This window comes from Prevotella disiens (genome assembly GCF_900454955.1).
Lineage (GTDB): Bacteria > Bacteroidota > Bacteroidia > Bacteroidales > Bacteroidaceae > Prevotella > Prevotella disiens.
The window spans coordinates 1,173,568-1,191,538 of record NZ_UGTL01000001.1 but is presented as its reverse complement, the minus strand read 5'-3'; the positions used below and the strand labels follow the sequence as shown (position 1 = coordinate 1,191,538).

Annotated in this window: 18 protein-coding genes; 9 read left to right on the top strand and 9 right to left on the bottom strand. The window is 36.7% G+C overall.

The window, feature by feature from the left end:
- Positions 1-38: 38 nt before the first annotated feature.
- Positions 39-506, top strand: a complete 468-nt coding sequence (locus DYI03_RS05275; protein WP_004357276.1) for a nucleoside deaminase — start codon at positions 39-41, stop codon at positions 504-506.
- A gap of 263 nt (positions 507-769) precedes the next feature.
- Here the strand turns inward: DYI03_RS05275 and DYI03_RS05270 are convergent, their stop codons facing one another.
- On the bottom strand, positions 770-1,585 hold the full coding sequence (locus tag DYI03_RS05270; protein WP_004357122.1) for a hypothetical protein: 816 nt from the start codon (positions 1,583-1,585) through the stop codon (positions 770-772).
- A 217-nt stretch (positions 1,586-1,802) separates the two neighbouring features.
- Here DYI03_RS05270 and DYI03_RS05265 point away from each other — a divergent pair, with 217 nt between their 5' ends.
- A complete protein-coding gene (locus DYI03_RS05265; protein WP_004357584.1) occupies positions 1,803-2,357 on the top strand; it encodes a glutathione peroxidase in 555 nt (184 codons plus the stop codon).
- 60 nt (positions 2,358-2,417) lie between these two features.
- On the opposite strand, the gene DYI03_RS05260 is transcribed toward DYI03_RS05265, so the two are convergent.
- Entirely contained in the window at positions 2,418-3,839 is a 1,422-nt protein-coding gene (locus DYI03_RS05260) for a sodium:solute symporter (RefSeq protein ID WP_021668560.1), read from the bottom strand.
- Positions 3,840-4,058: 219 nt separating this feature from the next.
- A complete protein-coding gene (gene coaW, locus DYI03_RS05255; protein WP_021668558.1) occupies positions 4,059-4,883 on the bottom strand; it encodes a type II pantothenate kinase in 825 nt (274 codons plus the stop codon).
- Positions 4,884-5,064: 181 nt separating this feature from the next.
- On the opposite strand from coaW, the gene DYI03_RS05250 reads away from it, so the two are divergent.
- Positions 5,065-5,343: an HU family DNA-binding protein gene (locus DYI03_RS05250; protein WP_004357258.1), complete on the top strand. Its 279-nt coding sequence runs from the start codon at positions 5,065-5,067 to the stop codon at positions 5,341-5,343.
- 267 nt (positions 5,344-5,610) lie between these two features.
- Positions 5,611-7,182 carry an Rne/Rng family ribonuclease gene (locus tag DYI03_RS05245; RefSeq protein ID WP_004357224.1) on the top strand — a complete coding sequence of 524 codons (1,572 nt, stop codon included), beginning with the start codon at positions 5,611-5,613 and terminating at the stop codon, positions 7,180-7,182.
- A 119-nt stretch (positions 7,183-7,301) separates the two neighbouring features.
- On the opposite strand, the gene DYI03_RS05240 is transcribed toward DYI03_RS05245, so the two are convergent.
- The 6 genes from DYI03_RS05240 to aspS all read right to left on the bottom strand — a co-directional run bounded on the left by DYI03_RS05240 (position 7,302) and on the right by aspS (position 13,350).
- A complete protein-coding gene (locus DYI03_RS05240; RefSeq protein WP_036858577.1) occupies positions 7,302-8,324 on the bottom strand; it encodes an esterase-like activity of phytase family protein in 1,023 nt (340 codons plus the stop codon).
- Positions 8,325-8,459: 135 nt separating this feature from the next.
- Positions 8,460-9,545, bottom strand: a complete 1,086-nt coding sequence (gmd, locus tag DYI03_RS05235; RefSeq protein ID WP_004357551.1) for a GDP-mannose 4,6-dehydratase — start codon at positions 9,543-9,545, stop codon at positions 8,460-8,462.
- Positions 9,546-9,596: 51 nt separating this feature from the next.
- Positions 9,597-10,664, bottom strand: coding sequence for a mannose-1-phosphate guanylyltransferase (locus DYI03_RS05230; protein ID WP_021668556.1), 1,068 nt, complete (start codon positions 10,662-10,664; stop codon positions 9,597-9,599).
- Between the two features lie 88 nt (positions 10,665-10,752).
- Positions 10,753-11,082 (bottom strand): hypothetical protein, encoded by a 330-nt coding sequence (locus DYI03_RS05225; RefSeq protein WP_025064415.1) that lies wholly within the window; start codon positions 11,080-11,082, stop codon positions 10,753-10,755.
- Positions 11,083-11,139: 57 nt separating this feature from the next.
- A complete protein-coding gene (locus tag DYI03_RS05220; protein ID WP_036869831.1) occupies positions 11,140-11,418 on the bottom strand; it encodes a winged helix-turn-helix domain-containing protein in 279 nt (92 codons plus the stop codon).
- A 171-nt stretch (positions 11,419-11,589) separates the two neighbouring features.
- Complete coding sequence (gene aspS, locus DYI03_RS05215; protein ID WP_004357603.1) at positions 11,590-13,350, bottom strand: aspartate--tRNA ligase; 1,761 nt, start codon at positions 13,348-13,350, stop codon at positions 11,590-11,592.
- Positions 13,351-13,690: 340 nt separating this feature from the next.
- Between aspS and DYI03_RS05210 the strand changes: the two genes are divergently transcribed.
- The 5 genes from DYI03_RS05210 (at position 13,691) to DYI03_RS05190 (ending at position 17,939) form a co-directional block, all read left to right on the top strand.
- Positions 13,691-15,061 carry an MATE family efflux transporter gene (locus tag DYI03_RS05210; protein ID WP_021668553.1) on the top strand — a complete coding sequence of 457 codons (1,371 nt, stop codon included), beginning with the start codon at positions 13,691-13,693 and terminating at the stop codon, positions 15,059-15,061.
- Between the two features lie 11 nt (positions 15,062-15,072).
- On the top strand, positions 15,073-15,696 hold the full coding sequence (locus DYI03_RS05205) for a cytidylate kinase-like family protein (RefSeq protein ID WP_021668552.1): 624 nt from the start codon (positions 15,073-15,075) through the stop codon (positions 15,694-15,696).
- Position 15,697: 1 nt separating this feature from the next.
- Positions 15,698-16,198, top strand: coding sequence for a metallophosphoesterase family protein (locus DYI03_RS05200; RefSeq protein WP_021668551.1), 501 nt, complete (start codon positions 15,698-15,700; stop codon positions 16,196-16,198).
- Between the two features lie 75 nt (positions 16,199-16,273).
- Positions 16,274-17,422, top strand: coding sequence for a dTDP-glucose 4,6-dehydratase (gene rfbB, locus DYI03_RS05195; protein WP_021668550.1), 1,149 nt, complete (start codon positions 16,274-16,276; stop codon positions 17,420-17,422).
- 103 nt (positions 17,423-17,525) lie between these two features.
- On the top strand, positions 17,526-17,939 hold the full coding sequence (locus DYI03_RS05190) for a sugar 3,4-ketoisomerase (RefSeq protein WP_004357280.1): 414 nt from the start codon (positions 17,526-17,528) through the stop codon (positions 17,937-17,939).
- The last annotated feature ends 32 nt before the right edge of the window (positions 17,940-17,971 follow it).

The following is a 17,971-nucleotide window of genomic DNA, read 5'->3' as shown; positions in this document are numbered from 1 at the left end:
AGACGCAACAAAAAAATAAAATATAAAGATTGATAATCATGACAAACGAAGAATTAATGCGTAGAGCCATAGAACTCTCGGAAAACAGCGTAAGAAATGGTGGTGGACCTTTTGGTGCTGTCATTGCCAAAGATGGAGAAATCATTGCCGAAGGCAGCAACAGGGTAACCATAGACAACGACCCTACCGCCCATGCAGAAGTATGTACCATTCGCAAAGCATGCGAAAAATTAGGTACTTTCGACCTTAAAGGGTGCGTAATCTATACTTCATGCGAACCATGCCCAATGTGTTTTGGTGCAATTTATTGGGCGCATTTAGAAAAAATTTACTACGCTAACGACCGCAAAGACGCAGGAAAAATTGGTTTCGATGATGATTTTATTTATGAAGAAATCGCTATTGAACCACAATATCGCAAAAAGCCATCAGAAATTATCCTCCAAAACGAAGCGATTAACGCTTTTAAGATGTGGACGCTCAAGGACGACAAAAGCGAATATTAATTGCAAAAAGAACAATGTTATTGGTCGTTAGTGCGACTTAGACTAAAATTTAGTGGAAGTATTTTCTTATAAGTTGGTTAAACGAAAAGAATTTACTTCCACTTTTGTATTTAATAATGGGCAACAATGTTCAAGTTTAAATTAATCAGAAAGAAATAAAACATAAAGAATAAAATCAATATAATCGGGTAAAAGTATCGTAAAAAGACCTCGATAGGAAATCCTAATCGAGGTCTTCGTAGATTATAGTATTGAAGTTATTATTATCTTGCTCTCAATCCACTTACAGCTTTTGCTTTGTGTGAAGCTGATTCGTTTACAGCAGCTTGACCAAAAACTTTACCAGCGTTTATATTTTCTAATTTGCGAGCCTTAATCATCTTGCCCTTTGCACCACTTGTAGATTGGCGAGATAAGTCAATATAGAAAACATCGGTGGTATTGGTGCTAATGCCATAGCCAAAGAAAGTGTCATAGCCCTTTTCTTTTTCATAACCTAAGTGGAAACCTTTATCAGGTGAAGAAGCATTCATTCTAAAAATAGTACCAGATTTATACTTAATATAGATGTCTCCATTTTTATCAACATACCATGTAAAATCTAATGTCTGAGTACTTCCGTCGGCAGCGGTATCAACTTCTTGTCCATTGCCCCCTAATGAATTCTTAGACGATGCATATTGCCAGAATTTCATATTAGCATGAAAGGTTTGAGCTTCTCTCTGACCAGTTTTTCCATCAAATTCAATCGTCATATCACCAGCCCATTCGCCTGAAAGAACTTGAACTTCCTCCATGATAGGGTCACCTTTTTGGTTGTTATAACCAAAATTAATTTGATTCATAAAAGCATCAAATTCTGCAGCTGTGGCGTTTGGATAATAATGTACAAACCAATTGTAAGCGGTGTCGTAATCTGTACCACCTGGATAAACATACCAATAATTATTGACAGCCTCAGTTACGAGATCATTGTAATAGTAATAATTTGATATATCCTCGCGTTCACTGCAACTTTGGAACGCAAATGGCATTGCCAATAAGGTCAGAGCCATAAAATACTTAGCAATCTGTTTCATATCTTTTATCTTTAATATTTTTTTATTTGTTGCAAAATTAGAAAATAGAAAGCACTTCTAAAATGTATTTTCTATATTTGGCAATAGGGAAATCCCTATAAAAATAAAGAGTCTAATATTTTAAGTCTTTTAAGAGAATAGAATTTGCATATTAAAAATTAAATGCGTATTTTTGCAATAAATACAAAATAGTCATTTAAAATAAAAAGATTAAAAGATGAAAACAGTTTATGATTTCACTGTCAAGGACAGAAAAGGCGGTGATGTAAATTTAAAAGAGTTCGCTAACGAAGTACTATTAATTGTAAATACTGCCACTAAATGCGGTTTTACACCAACATACGAGCAACTTGAGGCAACTTACAAGAAGTATCATGCAAAAGGTTTTGAAGTGCTTGATTTCCCTTGCAACCAATTTAACAACCAAGCTCCTGGTACAGACGAAAGTATTCACGAGTTCTGCAAACTTACATACGGTACTGATTTCCCACGCTTTAAGAAGATTAAAGTAAACGGCGAAGAGACAGAACCATTATACAAGTTCTTGAAAGAACAAAAAAGCTTTGCAGGTTGGGACGAAAGCCACAAACTAACACCAATTCTTGATAAAATTATTTCAGAGCAAGACCCTAACTACAAGGAAAATGCTGAAATAAAATGGAACTTCACAAAATTCCTTATCAACAAGAAAGGACAAGTAGTTGCACGCTTCGAACCTACTGAAAAGATGGAAAACATCGAAAAGGAAATCGAAAAATTGCTCGCAGAATAAGCAAATAGCAAATAAATAATTAAAGGAAAGTAGAATGGAAAGTCAATATGCCTTACCATTCTACTTTCTTTTTATATTAGACAAGTATAACCCTGCAAAAGTAAGAATACCATTGAGCATCAATAGTTCATACCCAAACTTATAATTCCATAGTTTCATGGACAAAGTATCGATTGCAAAGCATAATAATGGACTCGCAATGGCGATGTAAGGCACAAATTTATCATTCACCGAACGGCGTGTTAAAAGGCTGAAAGCAAACAATCCTAAAAGTGGACCATAGGTATAAGAACAAAGAATATAGACCGCATCTATTAAACTCGTTGAATTGAAAACTTTGAAAACAAGAATAAAAAGGATGAATACAACTGACATTGCGAAATGAATTCGCTTACGCAAAGTTTCATTTTTAGGTTGTTCACAAATATCAACACAAAAGCTTGTAGTCAAAGAAGTTAAAGCTGAGTCGGCTGTTGAAAAGCAAGCAGCCACTACTCCAATCGTAAACAACACTTCTACCCCACTGCCTAACATTCCACCAGCAACAGGTAATAACATCAATTCGTCAGGAGAAGCTGGTAAAGGAACATTCATTTTCGATAAATACATCATCAATAATATACCTAAAGACATGAAAAGAAGATTGACAGGAAGGAAAGCAAAGCCGTATGTACACATATCTTTTTGAGCATCGCGTAATGTTTTACAAGTCAAATTCTTTTGCATCATATCTTGGTCTAACCCTGTCATTACCACAACAATGAAGACCCCACTAAGAAATTGCTTCCAAAAATTTTGCTTAGAAAACCAATCGTCCCAAACAAAGATAGTGGAATGACTATCGGAAATTATCCGATTGAAAGTTTCAGAAATACTGAAATCCAATGCCGTCATCACATTATATATAATAAGGAGAAGGGCAAGGAACATGCAAATGGTTTGAAACGTATCTGTAAAAACCAAAGTCCGTATGCCGCCTTTGTAGGTATAAAGCCAAATAAGCAACACCATAGAAACCACCGTTATAGGGAAAGGAATATTAAAATCAGTAAGAACAAAACGCTGTAATATCATACAAACAACATAAAATTTAACGGCCGAACCCGTCAATTTCGATAAAAGAAAAAACGAAGCTCCTGTTTTATAACTTCTTATCCCCAATCGTTGTTTCAAATAAGTATAAATGGTTATAAGATTTAGCCGATAATAAATGGGCAAAAGTACAAAAGCGACCAAGATATAACCAAAGATAAAACCTATACAAGTCTGCGCATAAGCCATATTTTGGTCTATCACCATTCCAGGAACACTTACAAAAGTTACACCCGAAATGCTGGCACCAATCATTCCAAAGGCAACAAGATACCAAGGCGACTGCTTATTAGCACGAAAAAACGACTCATTGTTACTCGACGAAGCTGTCATTTTACTGATGAATAACAACAAGCTGAAATAAATCAATATAGTTCCTAAAATAATCATATTGCCGCAAAAAGTTGAAAATAACGTAATTCTTTGGGTTGTGTTTGATTTCTTTTATGTATCTTTGCTATCACTTTATGATAAAATAATACGTTCCAATATTGAACGGATACTCACAATAAAAGAGAACAAAGAACAACCTATGCTATGACACACACTTGAAAGCCCGATAAAAGTTAATACTTTTGCGGGCTATTTTTATACCTTTTAGTTGTAAAATTATAGTTTGACACCCGATTGCAAGGCTGCTCCAATAGCAGTACAAAATTCAGAATATTTTGGTATAATGAATCGAACATCGTAAAGACGCTCCATCATTGGAAATAAGACCTTACATTGAGGAAGCAAGGTAAGGTTACCTATCATGACAAAATCCTTAATACCACTATTCAAGGAACTCAAAATCGTAGCCGAACCAATTGATTGCAATACTAAGCAAATCAGACCTAATGCAATGTCTTCCCTACTTGCAGTTCCTTGAGCATTAGCAAAGAGAGAGGCTGTTGCATTCATTGGTAAACCAGGAAGTGGCTTTGAAGAAATATCACCAATCTGAAGATTAATGCTACCAATATCGCCTTTCATGGCTAAATCGGATATTTGCTGAATATCATCAGTATTTAATAACAAACGAGAAAGACCATTTAAAGTTCCGCCACCAATACCAATACCACCGATATGATGAATATCGTCGCCATCACACAACACTAACGAAGTACCAGTTCCCATTGAAACAACAATCATTCGGTCGCGTTGAGCTTCATAACGAGCCCCTAAACCATCAGCTAAAAACTCATCAGCTTTCTCAGTTGACAAACCATAAACAGGCTTATCAATATAGGCTGCGCCAACTCCTGTAATCATAACTTTTTCAATATCATCTAATTCTATCTTGTTATCATACAGATATTTACCAAAAGCACCATAAAGAGATGTTACTGGGTCGGTAGCTTTAATACGTAATGGTCTAACCACCTTTCCATCTCTTATTCCAACTATTTTAGTAGTAGAAATACCAACGTCAATTCCAATTGCAATTTTCATAATACCTTATCATATAAAAGTATGGGCAAAGGTACAAAAAAAGTAGATACATATTAAGTCAAACACAAAGATTTTGTAAAAAAAGCCAAAAACATTTCTGTATTTATCTGAAAATGAGTATCTTTGCACTCCGTTATGATGAGAGTAGGAATTCAAAGTATAATTATTAGATAAAAACAAAATGACAAAAGCAGATATCATCAATGAGATTGCATCTTCGACTGGCATTTCAAAAAAAGACGTGTCGGCAGTAGTAGAATCATTCATGGAAGCTATTAAAGACAGTCTGTTAAAAAGCAAGGAGAATGTTTATCTCCGTGGATTCGGTAGTTTTATCGTTAAACACCGTGCAGAGAAAACGGCAAGAAATATCTCTAAGAACACAACAATTACCATTCCTGCACATGATTTTCCAAGTTTCAAGCCTGCGAAAACATTCATTGAGGACATGAAAAAGTAAGAATCAAAATAATATAAACAATTTAAACATTTAAAAGCTATGCCAAACGGAAAGAAGAAAAAGGGACACAAAATGGCTACGCATAAGCGTAAGAAGAGATTAAGAAAGAATAGACATAAGAGCAAGTAAGCCCCAAGGGCAGAAAGACAAATATAGTCTATCAACAGACGGGGCATGTCATCGCATTCAACTCCTAACCCTAAGGGGGCGACGACACGTCTCGCTTTTTTTAAATAGGTACGTTAGTACTTATAAACACAATAAGAAATGACAAGCGAAATAATTATTGATGCCCAACCAAAAGAAATTTCGATTGCATTACTCGAAGATAAACGATTGGTGGAATACCAACGTGAACCAAGAGATGCTAATTTTTCGGTTGGAAATATCTACATTGCTAAAGTCAAAAAGCTAATGCCAGGTTTAAATGCCTGTTTCGTAGATGTAGGTTATGAGCGCGACGCATTTCTTCATTATTTAGACTTAGGAAGTCAGTTCAACTCCTTTGCAAAATATCTCAAGCAGGTACAAAGCGATAGGAAACGACTATTCCCACTACAAAAGGCCAGCAAATTACCTATCTTACAGAAAGATAGCAGTATTCAGAACATATTAGAGGTTGGTCAAGAGGTAATGGTGCAAGTAGTAAAAGAGCCTATTTCAACCAAAGGTCCACGCCTTACTGGAGAAATTTCATTTGCAGGCCGCTACTTAGTTCTCATTCCTTTTGGGGATAAAGTAAACGTTTCAACAAAAATTAAAAGTGGAGAAGAGCGCGCCCGCCTAAAGCAACTCATACAAAGCATACGTCCAAAGAATTTTGGAGTAATTGTACGCACAGTAGCAGAGGGTAAAAGGGTTGCAGAACTCGATGCTGAGATGAAAGTACTATTCAATAGATGGAATGAAGCCATAACGAAAGTACAGAAAACTCAAGAAAGACCACAACTCATATTTGAAGAGACAGGGCGTGCAGTAGGCATGCTTAGAGACCTTTTCAATCCTACCTACGAGAATATTTATGTGAACGACGAGGAAATTTGCACTGCCGTTAAAAGCTATGTTTCACTTATCGCCCCTGAAAAGGCAGACATAGTAAAGAAATATAATGGTAAACTGCCAATTTTCGACAACTTTGACGTAACGAAACAAATAAAATCAAGTTTCGGAAAAACAATTAATTATGGTCATGGTTGCTACATTATCGTTGAACATACAGAAGCTATGCACGTTGTTGATGTGAATAGTGGAAACAGAACAAAGGAGAAAGGACAGGAACAAAACGCACTTGACACCAACCTTGGCGCAGCTGATGAAATTGCTCGCCAGCTCCGTTTAAGAGATATGGGTGGTATTATTGTTGTCGATTTCATAGACATGAACTTGGCGGAAGACCGTCAAATGCTCTATGAACGTATGTGCAAAGCGATGCAAAAAGACCGTGCTCGACACAATATTTTGCCTTTAAGCAAGTTTGGATTGATGCAAATAACTCGTCAAAGAGTACGCCCTGTTATGGACGTAGATGTTGCAGAAGAATGCCCAACATGCTTTGGAAGTGGGAAAATACGTTCAAGTTTATTATTTACAGACTTATTGGAACGTAAAATTGACCAACTCACCAACAAAATAGGCATTAATAAGTTCTATTTACATGTACACCCATACGTAGCTGCTTATATTAACGAGGGATTTATATCACTCAAACGCAAGTGGCAAATGAAATATGGATTCGGTGTAAAGGTTGTTCCATCACAAAAATTGGCATTCATGCAATATGAATTTTACGATAACAATCGCCAATTCATTGACATGAAGGATACCAACGATAAACTTTAGACGTTCATCGGGTAAAGAAAAAATAATGAAAGATTAATGTGGCTATTATAAAAGAGGGTGTGTCAAAATCGACATTCCCTCTTTTTTATCTTCCTCCCTATTTGGTAAAAAAACTTGACTTATTGGTCAATAATAATTGTTCTGAACCAATCACGCAAAATACCGCCATATTGGTCTTGACTATCAGCACAAAGCAACAAAACTTGTGAACCATCTGTTAATTTAGGAGCAAGGCAAATTCCTTCATAATTAGCAAAATCTTGATGCAAAAGAGTTAATGATGTACGCCATTCTGTAAGCAAAACTTTATGAAGATAAGGAGTACGTTCTGTCAATGGTGAGGTTTCATTTATTACTTTCGATATGGTAGGGTCTACGCAGTAGAGTTTATTTTTCACGAAAGAGCCTATTTTGGAAGGTGAGACATAAAGTTCCCGCTCTAAAACAATTAGTTTTCCATCGTCTAATGCTACCAAATCAGAAACTCCCATAGCGTAATTCATTGCTTTTTTTGCAACCGTTCCTTTGTCCATTTGATAAGCATATTGGTTCAAAGGTTGTAAACTATCATTGAAAGATTGTAATCTTAAATGATTTTCAACTAACCTTTTGGGTTCAGTTTGTACACCATCGCAAGGCAAAGTAGATTCAGAAGTTGTCCAAAATAAATGAGTTTTTTGATTGTACGCTAGCGATTCAAATCCGTAATGACCTGTTGCTACATTAAATAGCATAGGGATTTTCAATTCATTACCAGTCATATTGCCAGCTAAATCGTATTCCTTTATTGTATTATCATGCTCTCTTGCAATGAACAAAGTATTGCGATTAGGGTGAAAAGCAATCCCTTCTTCGTCTGCATTAGGTGTTTTTGACGAATAAAATCCTTCCGTTTTAATATTCAATATATCACCCGAAATGGAATCAATGTCTATTGTAAAAACGTAAAAACCGCTTTCTTTTGCTTTATCAGATACCACTGCATATCGATTTTGTCCTAACCACGTTAGTCCACTATAATTGCCTTTCGGAACATTGGTCTTATAATAATGTTGCGAATGAATCTTTATCACCTTTGGAAAGCCTTTCCCAAATATCGGAAAAGCTACAAAAGCAAATAATAAAAGGAAAAGTATTTTCATAAAAGTCTTACTAAACAAACGTTTCATATCTGCAAAAATTAAAGTTCCATTCGCACTATAAAAATTAAAATCAAAAACAGGTAATTTCTGTCTATTTCAGAAACTACCTGCTTATTTTTCCTATCAAAAAGTTGATTATTCTGGTAATTGAGCCTTAAGATATAGTTTCTTAACAAACTTCATATCGTGCTCAACCATTATTTTAACCAACTGCTCAAACGAAGTTTTTCTTGGATTCCAACCTAACTTAGTTTTTGCTTTTGTTGGGTCGCCAAGCAATTGTTCCACCTCTGCTGGACGGAAAAATTTAGGGTCTACTTCTACAAGAACAGCACCCGTGTCCTTGTTATAACCTTTTTCGTCAATACCTTCACCCCTCCATTCAAGTTCGATGCCTACCTCTTTAAAAGCAGCTGTACAGAAAGCACGTACGGTGTACATTTCGCCCGTTGCAATAACAAAGTCATCAGGTTCCTCTTGCTGGAGAATTAACCACATACATTCTACATAATCTTTTGCATATCCCCAATCTCTTTGAGCACCAAGATTGCCCAAATAGAGTTTATCTTGCAAGCCTTGAGCAATGCGACAAGCCGCTAATGTAATCTTACGAGTTACGAAATTCTCGCCTCTTCGTTCACTCTCGTGATTAAAGAGAATACCATTGCAGCAATACATTCCGTACGACTCACGATAATTCTTCATTATCCAAAAGCCATAAAGTTTAGCTACTGAATATGGAGAACGTGGATAAAAAGGCGTAGTTTCCTTCTGTGGCACTTCTTGCACTTTACCAAACAATTCAGAAGTAGATGCTTGATAAATTTTACATGACTTTTCTAATCCACAAATTCTTACAGCTTCCAACAATCTAAGTACGCCCACTGCATCAGTATCAGCAGTATATTCAGGGACATCGAAACTTACTTTAACATGGCTTTGTGCTGCAAGATTGTATATTTCAGTAGGTTTTACTTCGCCAATGATTCTAATAAGTGATGAAGAATCGGTCATATCTGCCCAATGAAGATTGACCAATCTTTCCTTTTTCATATCGCGCACCCATTCGTCCAAATACAAATGTTCAATTCGTCCTGTGTTGAAAGATGAACTACGGCGTAGAAGTCCATGAACTTCATAGCCTTTTTCTATAAGGAACTCAGCCAAATAACTACCGTCTTGACCTGTAATTCCTGTTATCAATGCTATTTTTTTACTCATCTATGTTTTACCTTTATCTAAGACACTGTATTATAAAGTTTGTATTTTATTTTAATCGTTCTCTGAGAATTGCTTAATTCGCTGTTCTTCAGCTAATTTACAAACAAGCAACATGCCGTCTTTTTCTGCTACAATATAGCCCTCAAGTCCTTGAACCACTACTTTTTTCTCGTCAGTAGCATGCACAATACAATTTTTACTATCGTACATTTGAATATTCTTCCCAATTACGGCATTGCCATACAAATCGTGTTGAGTTTGTAAATGCAAAGAACCCCATGTGCCTAAGTCGCTCCAACCAAAATCGGCAGGGCAAACAAAGATTTCTTCAGCCTTTTCCATGATAGCATAGTCTACTGAAATACTTTCACATTCAGGGTAAACCTCGTCTATTGTCTTTTGTTCTTCTGCTGTACCAAGTACATCTGCCACTCTATCAAAGATGCGTGCAATACCTGGTTGATAGATTCTAAAAGCATTTACGATAGTAGAAACATTCCAAAGGAAGATACCTGCATTCCAAAAAAAGTTTTTCATGCTGATATATTTCTCGGCAGTTTCCAAATCAGGCTTTTCTCTAAACTGGTCAACCCGATAGATTTCCTTATTTCGAACCGATGGAACTGTCAAATCAGCTTGTATATATCCGTAACCTGTTTCAGGTCTTGTTGGCTTCATACCCAATGTTACAACGGCGTCTGTTTCTGCTGTAAATTTCAAGCAATTATTTATAACGCGTCTAAACTCCTCTTGGTCGGTTACAATGTGGTCGCTTGGTGTAACAACGATGTTAGCTTTTGAGTCAGACTTTTTAATTCTCCAACTCACATAGGCAATACATGGAGCAGTATTTCTTCTACATGGTTCGCTCAAAATATTTTCTTTTGGAATATCAGGCAATTGCTCATGTACCAATTCGCAATAATTTTCGTTGGTTACTACCCACACATTCTTAGCCTCAATGATACCTTTAAAACGGTCGTAAGTAAGTTGCATCAAAGACTTTCCGACTCCAAGAACATCAATAAATTGTTTGGGTTTATCGGCAGTACTCATTGGCCAGAACCTACTTCCAACTCCTCCAGCCATTATCACAAGATGGTTGTTTGTGTGCATCATAACTTTTTTGAATCTTACAATTAATAGATTTAGGTGCAAATATACGAATAAAAAATTAAAAAAACAAGATATGCAATTATCTTTCTTTCTAATCAAATAAGGATAAACTTTGGTCTTTTGGTTTTTCAATAATGGGATTTTCCTCCTCTTCGTCTATAAATTTTAACTTTAACTGCTTTACTTGCTGATTTGCAGGGTTAATATAGTAAACACCTTTCTTTACTTTTCCTATCATAGGCTCGCTTCGACGGCTCATTTTTTGCAAGCATTGCAACACTTCGCTATGTACTTTTTCATAATCTAATGGTAAAAAAAACGAATTGTGCGTATTAAAAACATGACGTGAAATCTTATTGACTGACAATCCATTATCGCCAGCCTCTATTAAAATTAGAAGTATATCTTTCTCGAATCTCATATAAAAAAAGGAGTCCATATTATTCATATAGACTCCTTCTTATTTTTTAAAAATATTTTAAGCCAAGGCTATTTTATTGTCTTCATTTTGAATTTTTCCTTCTTTCAGGAGCCACCCAATACCAAGATAAGCCTCTTCGGAGCTAATTTTTGCTATTTTTGCTATTTCAGACACAGAGAGTGCTTTCCCCTCAGCGGCAAGTGTATTGTAAACATCACCTGCTTTAAATCCTACATTTTCAGGACTTAAGTCTAAGACAATAGCCTTTTGCGCAGGTTTCTTTGTTGTTGTCCGTTTCGTTGCTTCTTTTGTAGCAACAGTTTTCTTTTCTACCATAACTTCTTTCATCATTATTAATTTCTACTCGAGTAAAAATAACAAACTGCTATTAATATCTGCAAATATACTTCAAATATCTTGATGAAACTAATTTATAAATAAAAAAATGACAACTTCGCAAGCCTCAGGAAAGGGAAATGCCGTTTTTTTGATTTAAATCAATATTTATTAGACCTTTAAATCCAACTTTATTTGCAATTCGTCTAATTGCTTGTCAGCCAAATTAGATGGTGCATCAAGCATTACATCACGTCCACTATTATTCTTAGGAAACGCTATCACGTCACGAATAGAATCCAAACCTGCCATAATGCTTACATAACGATCCAAACCAAAAGCAATACCTGCATGAGGAGGTGCGCCATAATGGAAAGCATTCATCAAGAAACCAAATTGCTCTTCGGCTTGTTGGCGTGTAAAACCAAGAACCTCAAACATTTTTTCTTGCAACTCGGTGTCATGAATACGGATAGAACCGCCACCAACTTCTATGCCATTGCAAACAAAGTCGTATGCCAAAGCACGCACTTGTTCAGGGTGAGTATCTAAGAGGTGCAAATCGTCTGGATTAGGCATTGTAAATGGGTGGTGAGTAGCCATTAATCTTTGTTCTTCATCGCTCCATTCAAACAATGGGAAATCAACTATCCAAAGGCACTTAAATACATTTTTATCTCGCAACCCAAGGCGATTGCCCATTTCTAAGCGTAAAGCGCACAACTGAACACGAGTTTTGTTCACATGGTCGCCCGAAAGAATCAACACTAAATCGCCATTTTTAGCACCAGTTGTTTCTTTAACCTTCTGCAATTGCTCTTGTGTAAAGAACTTATCAATAGAGCTTTTTGCTTCTCCGTTTTCACCATACTTGATGTAAACCAAACCTTTTGCACCTACCTGTGGACGTTTTACGAAATCGGTTAATTCATTCAACTGCTTACGGCTATAGTCAGCGCAACCGGGAACAACAATACCGCCAATGTAGTTGGCTTCGTTGAATACAGAGAAGTCGCTTGTACCCTTCAAGTCGTCCATCAATTCGACAAATTCCATGCCAAAACGTATATCAGGCTTATCAGAACCATAGCGCTTCATTGCCTCTTGCCAAGTCATTTGTTCTAACTTTTCAGGCAATTCTACACCTCTTATTTCTTTAAACAAATGGCGTGACATATCTTCAAAGACCTTCAATACATCTTCTTGATTTACAAAAGACATTTCGCAGTCTATTTGTGTAAACTCTGGTTGGCGGTCGGCACGCAAATCTTCATCACGGAAACATTTTGCAATTTGGAAATAACGGTCGAAACCAGCAACCATTAACAACTGCTTCAATGTTTGCGGACTTTGTGGAAGTGCATAGAATTGGCCAGGATTCATGCGTGAAGGCACAACAAAATCGCGTGCGCCCTCTGGCGTAGAACCTATAAGAATAGGTGTTTCAACTTCGATGAAATTCAAATTATCCAAGAAGTTGCGAATCAAAATCGTCATTCTGTGGCGCAACTCTAAATTGCTGCGTACCGCAGGACGACGCAAATCCAAATATCTGTATTTCATTCTAAGGTCGTCGCCACCGTCTGTATTGTCCTCAATAGTGAATGGAGGCGTTACCGAAGAACTTAAAACGTTCAATTCCTTTACAATGATTTCTATTTCGCCTGTTGGAATCTTGCTATTCTTGCTCTGTCGTTCGCTAACGATACCCTTAATTTGAATGCAGTATTCACGTCCGAGCTTGTTAGCCTCTTCGCAAAGACCAGCATCTTCAGCTTCATTGAACACTAATTGTGTTATGCCGTAACGGTCGCGTAAATCAACAAAGGTCATACCTCCCATTTTACGCGTACGTTGTACCCAACCAGCAAGTATAACTTCCTTGCTCGCATCTGTTAAGCGAAGTTCTCCACAAGTTTTATTTCGATACATATTTTTGCTTTTTTATTATTTCTAATTGCAAAGGTACGAACTTTTAATGAAAACAGATAATAGAGTAATGAGAAAATACTGAAAATATGGGTAATAAATAAATATACATGTATCCATGTTCAACGCTATTGAATTTTAAAATAATAGGTTTTGAACATCAAAATAAGCTATTTTAATGTTCAAAACAGCCTGTTTTATATAAACTAATTATCTTCAGCTATTCTCAAAATATTTTTTTGCAATATAATATTACCTTACACTTTGCACTTTCTCAGTATTTTTCACTACTTTTGCAGTATATATAAGTAGGTGGAAGGCATTTCTCCATAAAATAATTTGAATGGATAATAAAAAAGCAACATTAGAACTTGGCACAAAACCAGTAGGAAAACTATTGGTACAATATGCCATGCCTGCTATCATAGCGATGGTAGCATCTTCGCTCTACAATATTATTGACCGAGTTTTCATTGGACAAGTAGTAGGTCCAATGGCTATATCGGGGCTTGCCATTACTTTCCCTTTTATGAATCTTGCCGCAGCTTTTGGTGCTGCTATCGGTGTGGGAGCCTCAACCACTATTAGTGTAAGATTAGGACAAAAGGATTATAAATCGGCAGAAAATATTTTAGGTAACACAATAACCCTCAATATCATCATTGGATTGACCTTTGGCGGTATTTGTTTGTTATTTCTTGACCCTATTCTTAGATTTTTCGGAGCAAGCGAAGCTACAATTCCTTATGCAAGAGATTTTATGCAGGTCATTTTAGCAGGTAATCTATTCTCTCACATGTACTTTAGCATGAATGCTGTACTGCGTGCAGCATCGAAACCAAAGAAGGCAATGTATGCAACTATCTTTACTGTTGCGATGAACATCTTGCTTGATGTCGTTTTCATACTTTGGTGGCATTGGGGTATCAAAGGTGCAGCTTTGGCAACTATTATTTCGCAATTCTTAGCACTATGCTGGCAGATGAAAATCTTTGCTAATAAAAATGAATTATTGCATTTGGAACATGGAATCTATAAACTAAAAAGCAATTTAGTTAAGAATATCATTTCCATTGGCATTTCCCCATTCCTCATGAATACGTGTGCGTGTGTCATTGTTATATTCGTTAATACACAATTGGTTAAATTTGGTGGAGATATGGCAGTGGGAGCATTTGGTATTGCTAATAGTATTGCTATGATTTTCGTCATGATTGTCTTCGGATTAAATCAAGGAATGCAACCTATTGCGGGCTATAATTATGGTTCACAACAATACGAAAGAATGATGCGCATAGTGAAATTATCTATTATTAGTGCCACTTGCATCATGATAATTGGTTGGGCTTTAGCAATGTTTGCGCCTTATTATTGCGCGCGTATGTTTACCAAAGACCCTACGCTTATCAATGATTCTATCAAAGCCATACGCATTATGATGCTAATGTTCCCATTTATAGGAAGTCAAATTGTAATAACCAATTTCTTCCAATGTATTGGAAAAGTAAAAATTAGCATTTTCTTATCGCTTTCAAGACAGCTCTTTTTTCTTCTTCCCCTACTACTCATACTCCCAAACTTCTATGGAATAAATGGTGTTTGGGCAGCTATGCCAGCAAGCGACATTAGTTCTGTCGTGGTAGCAAACATTATACTATTTACGTTTATGAAGAAGTTTAACAAAGAAAAGACCCCAAAAGGGAAAACAAAATAAAGTCAGTTATTATGGAAAAGAAACTTATAATAAATATAGGACGGCAACTTGGCAGTGGCGGACGATGCATAGGCAAAGCCTTAGCGGAAGAGTTTAATTGCCAATTCTACGACAAAGAAATTCTGAATTTGGCTGCTAAAGAGAGTGGATTCTCTGAAAAATTCTTTGAAGAGAACGACGAACAGAAAGGTTTTCTAAAGACTCATTTCCATGTTCATCTACCTATTTTGGGCAATCACGACTTCTATAAGAACGATTTTTCGCAAGAAGGACTTTATCAATTCCAAAGTGATGTAATCAGAAAGCTTTCTGAAGAACATTCAAGGTGCGTATTTGTGGGTAGAACGGCTGACTATATATTGCGTAATAACCCCGATGCTATCAATATTTTCATTACAGCAAAAATTGATTTCAGAGCAAAAAATGTGAGCGAACGCCGAGGTTGCTCTATTGAAGAAGCGATAAAATTCATTGAAAACAAAGAGCATGAACGCGCAAAATACTATAATTATTTTACGGGAAAGATGTGGGGACACGCTGAAAGTTACGACCTTTGCGTTGATGCAAGTATCTTAGGATTTGACGAGACAAAAGATTTCATCGCTTGTTTCATTCGGAAAAAATTGAAAGAATAGAATGAAAAAGATTGGTATCATTAGCGACACACACGCTTATTGGGACGAGAAATATGGGAAATATCTTGGCGAATGCGATGAAATATGGCATGCTGGCGACATCGGTTCCATAGAGGTAGCCGATAAATTTGAAGCCTTAAAACCTTTATTTCGTGCTGTTCATGGCAATTGCGACGGCTATGATATAAGGCAACGCTACCCCGAAATATTGCGATTTAAGTGTGAAGAAGTCGATGTTTTGCTAAAACATATTGGTGGATACCCTGGGAATTATGACTTTTCTATTAGAAATAAATTATGCTATTCGCCACCAAATCTATTCGTAGACGGACACTCTCATATTCTAAAAGTTATGCCCGATAAATCATTAGGGCTACTTCATATCAATCCGGGGGCAGCAGGCTTGCAAGGATTTCATAAGGAAAGAACCATTGTAAGAATTACTATCGAAGGCAATAAAATAAGCGATTGTGAAGTTATTACATTAGCTGGACGAAAATAAGAGTCTATAAAATGTGAACTATCACACATCAATAAAAAACAAAAGAAATTATTCAAATCAAAATATCAATAACAAATGAAAACTTATTTGGTAACTGGTGCAGCTGGATTTATCGGCGCTAACTACATTAAGTATCTACTTCACAAAAAATATGTGAACGAAGATATTAAGATTATCGTACTTGATGCACTAACGTATGCTGGAAATCTTGGAACTATCAAAGAAGATATTGACGAAAAACGTTGCGTTTTCGTGAAAGGAGATATTCGAGATAAGGAACTAATTGATAAACTTTTTGCTGAAAACGACATCGATTATCTTGTGAATTTTGCAGCAGAAAGCCATGTAGACCGCTCTATCGAAGACCCACAATTGTTCTTAAATGTGAACATTCTCGGTACGCAAAACCTCATGGACGCTGCTCGCCGTGCATGGGTTACTGGCAAGGACGAAAAGGGATACCCTACATGGAAAGAAGGCAAACGTTATCATCAAGTATCAACAGACGAGGTTTATGGCTCGCTCGGAGCAGAAGGTTATTTCACAGAAGATACACCTTTATGCCCTCATAGCCCATATTCAGCAAGTAAAACCAGTGCTGATATGTTCGTAATGGCTTATCATGACACCTACCACATGCCAATAAGTATCACACGATGCTCCAATAATTATGGTCCATACCACTTCCCAGAAAAGTTGATTCCATTAATCATCAACAATATTCTTGCTGGAAAACCACTCCCTGTCTATGGTGAAGGTCTAAACGTTCGCGACTGGTTGTATGTGGAAGACCATTGCAAAGCCATTGATATGGTGGTTCGTGAAGGTCGTGTGGGACAGGCTTACAACGTGGGAGGACACAACGAAATGAAGAATATCGACATTGTTAAGCTCACTATCAAAACCATTCACGATATGATGGCTGAAGATAAAGAGCTTCGCAAGGTTCTGAAAAAGAAGGTTAAAGACGAGAATGGCGACATCGACATCTCGTGGATCAACAACGATTTGATTACCCATGTAGCTGACCGACTCGGCCATGACGCACGTTACGCAATCGACCCTACAAAGATTAAGAACGAATTGGGTTGGTTCCCTGAAACAATGTTTGCTGAAGGCATCGTGAAAACCATAAAATGGAACCTTGAAAATCAAGCTTGGATAGAAGAAGTTACAAGCGGAGATTACCAAAAATATTACGAAGAAATGTATGGAAATCGATAGGTTTTAATCATTTAAACTTATCAAGATACCAACTAAAACAAGCTAAATTCGTACGTTCCCCTGATAAAAAGGACGTACGAGTGTAGTTCATTATCTTACAAATATGACTAAAATAGGGAATTTAATTGAGCTACCCAAGCGATTAGACTATCGTGGAAACCTTACTTTTGTAGAAGGAGAAAAGAATATTCCTTTTCATATATCGCGTACGTATTGGGTTTATGATGTTCCTGGCGGACAAAATCGTGGTGGGCATTCGCATAAACACTGCCGAGAATTTATCATAGCTGCTAATGGTTCGTTCACCGTAACCCTCGACAATGGAAAAGAAAAGGAATCGTTTTTGCTCAATCACCCCTATCAAGGCTTGCTTGTAAATACGGATATATGGCGCACACTCGAAGATTTTTCGTCTGGAGCAGTCTGTTTGGTACTTGCCGAAGACCCTTTTGAAGAGGAAGACTACATCAGAGATTACGATGAATATCTACAATTCATTGATAAAAAGAACGGATAAAGATAGTTTTCTACGTTCAATCATGGTATAAG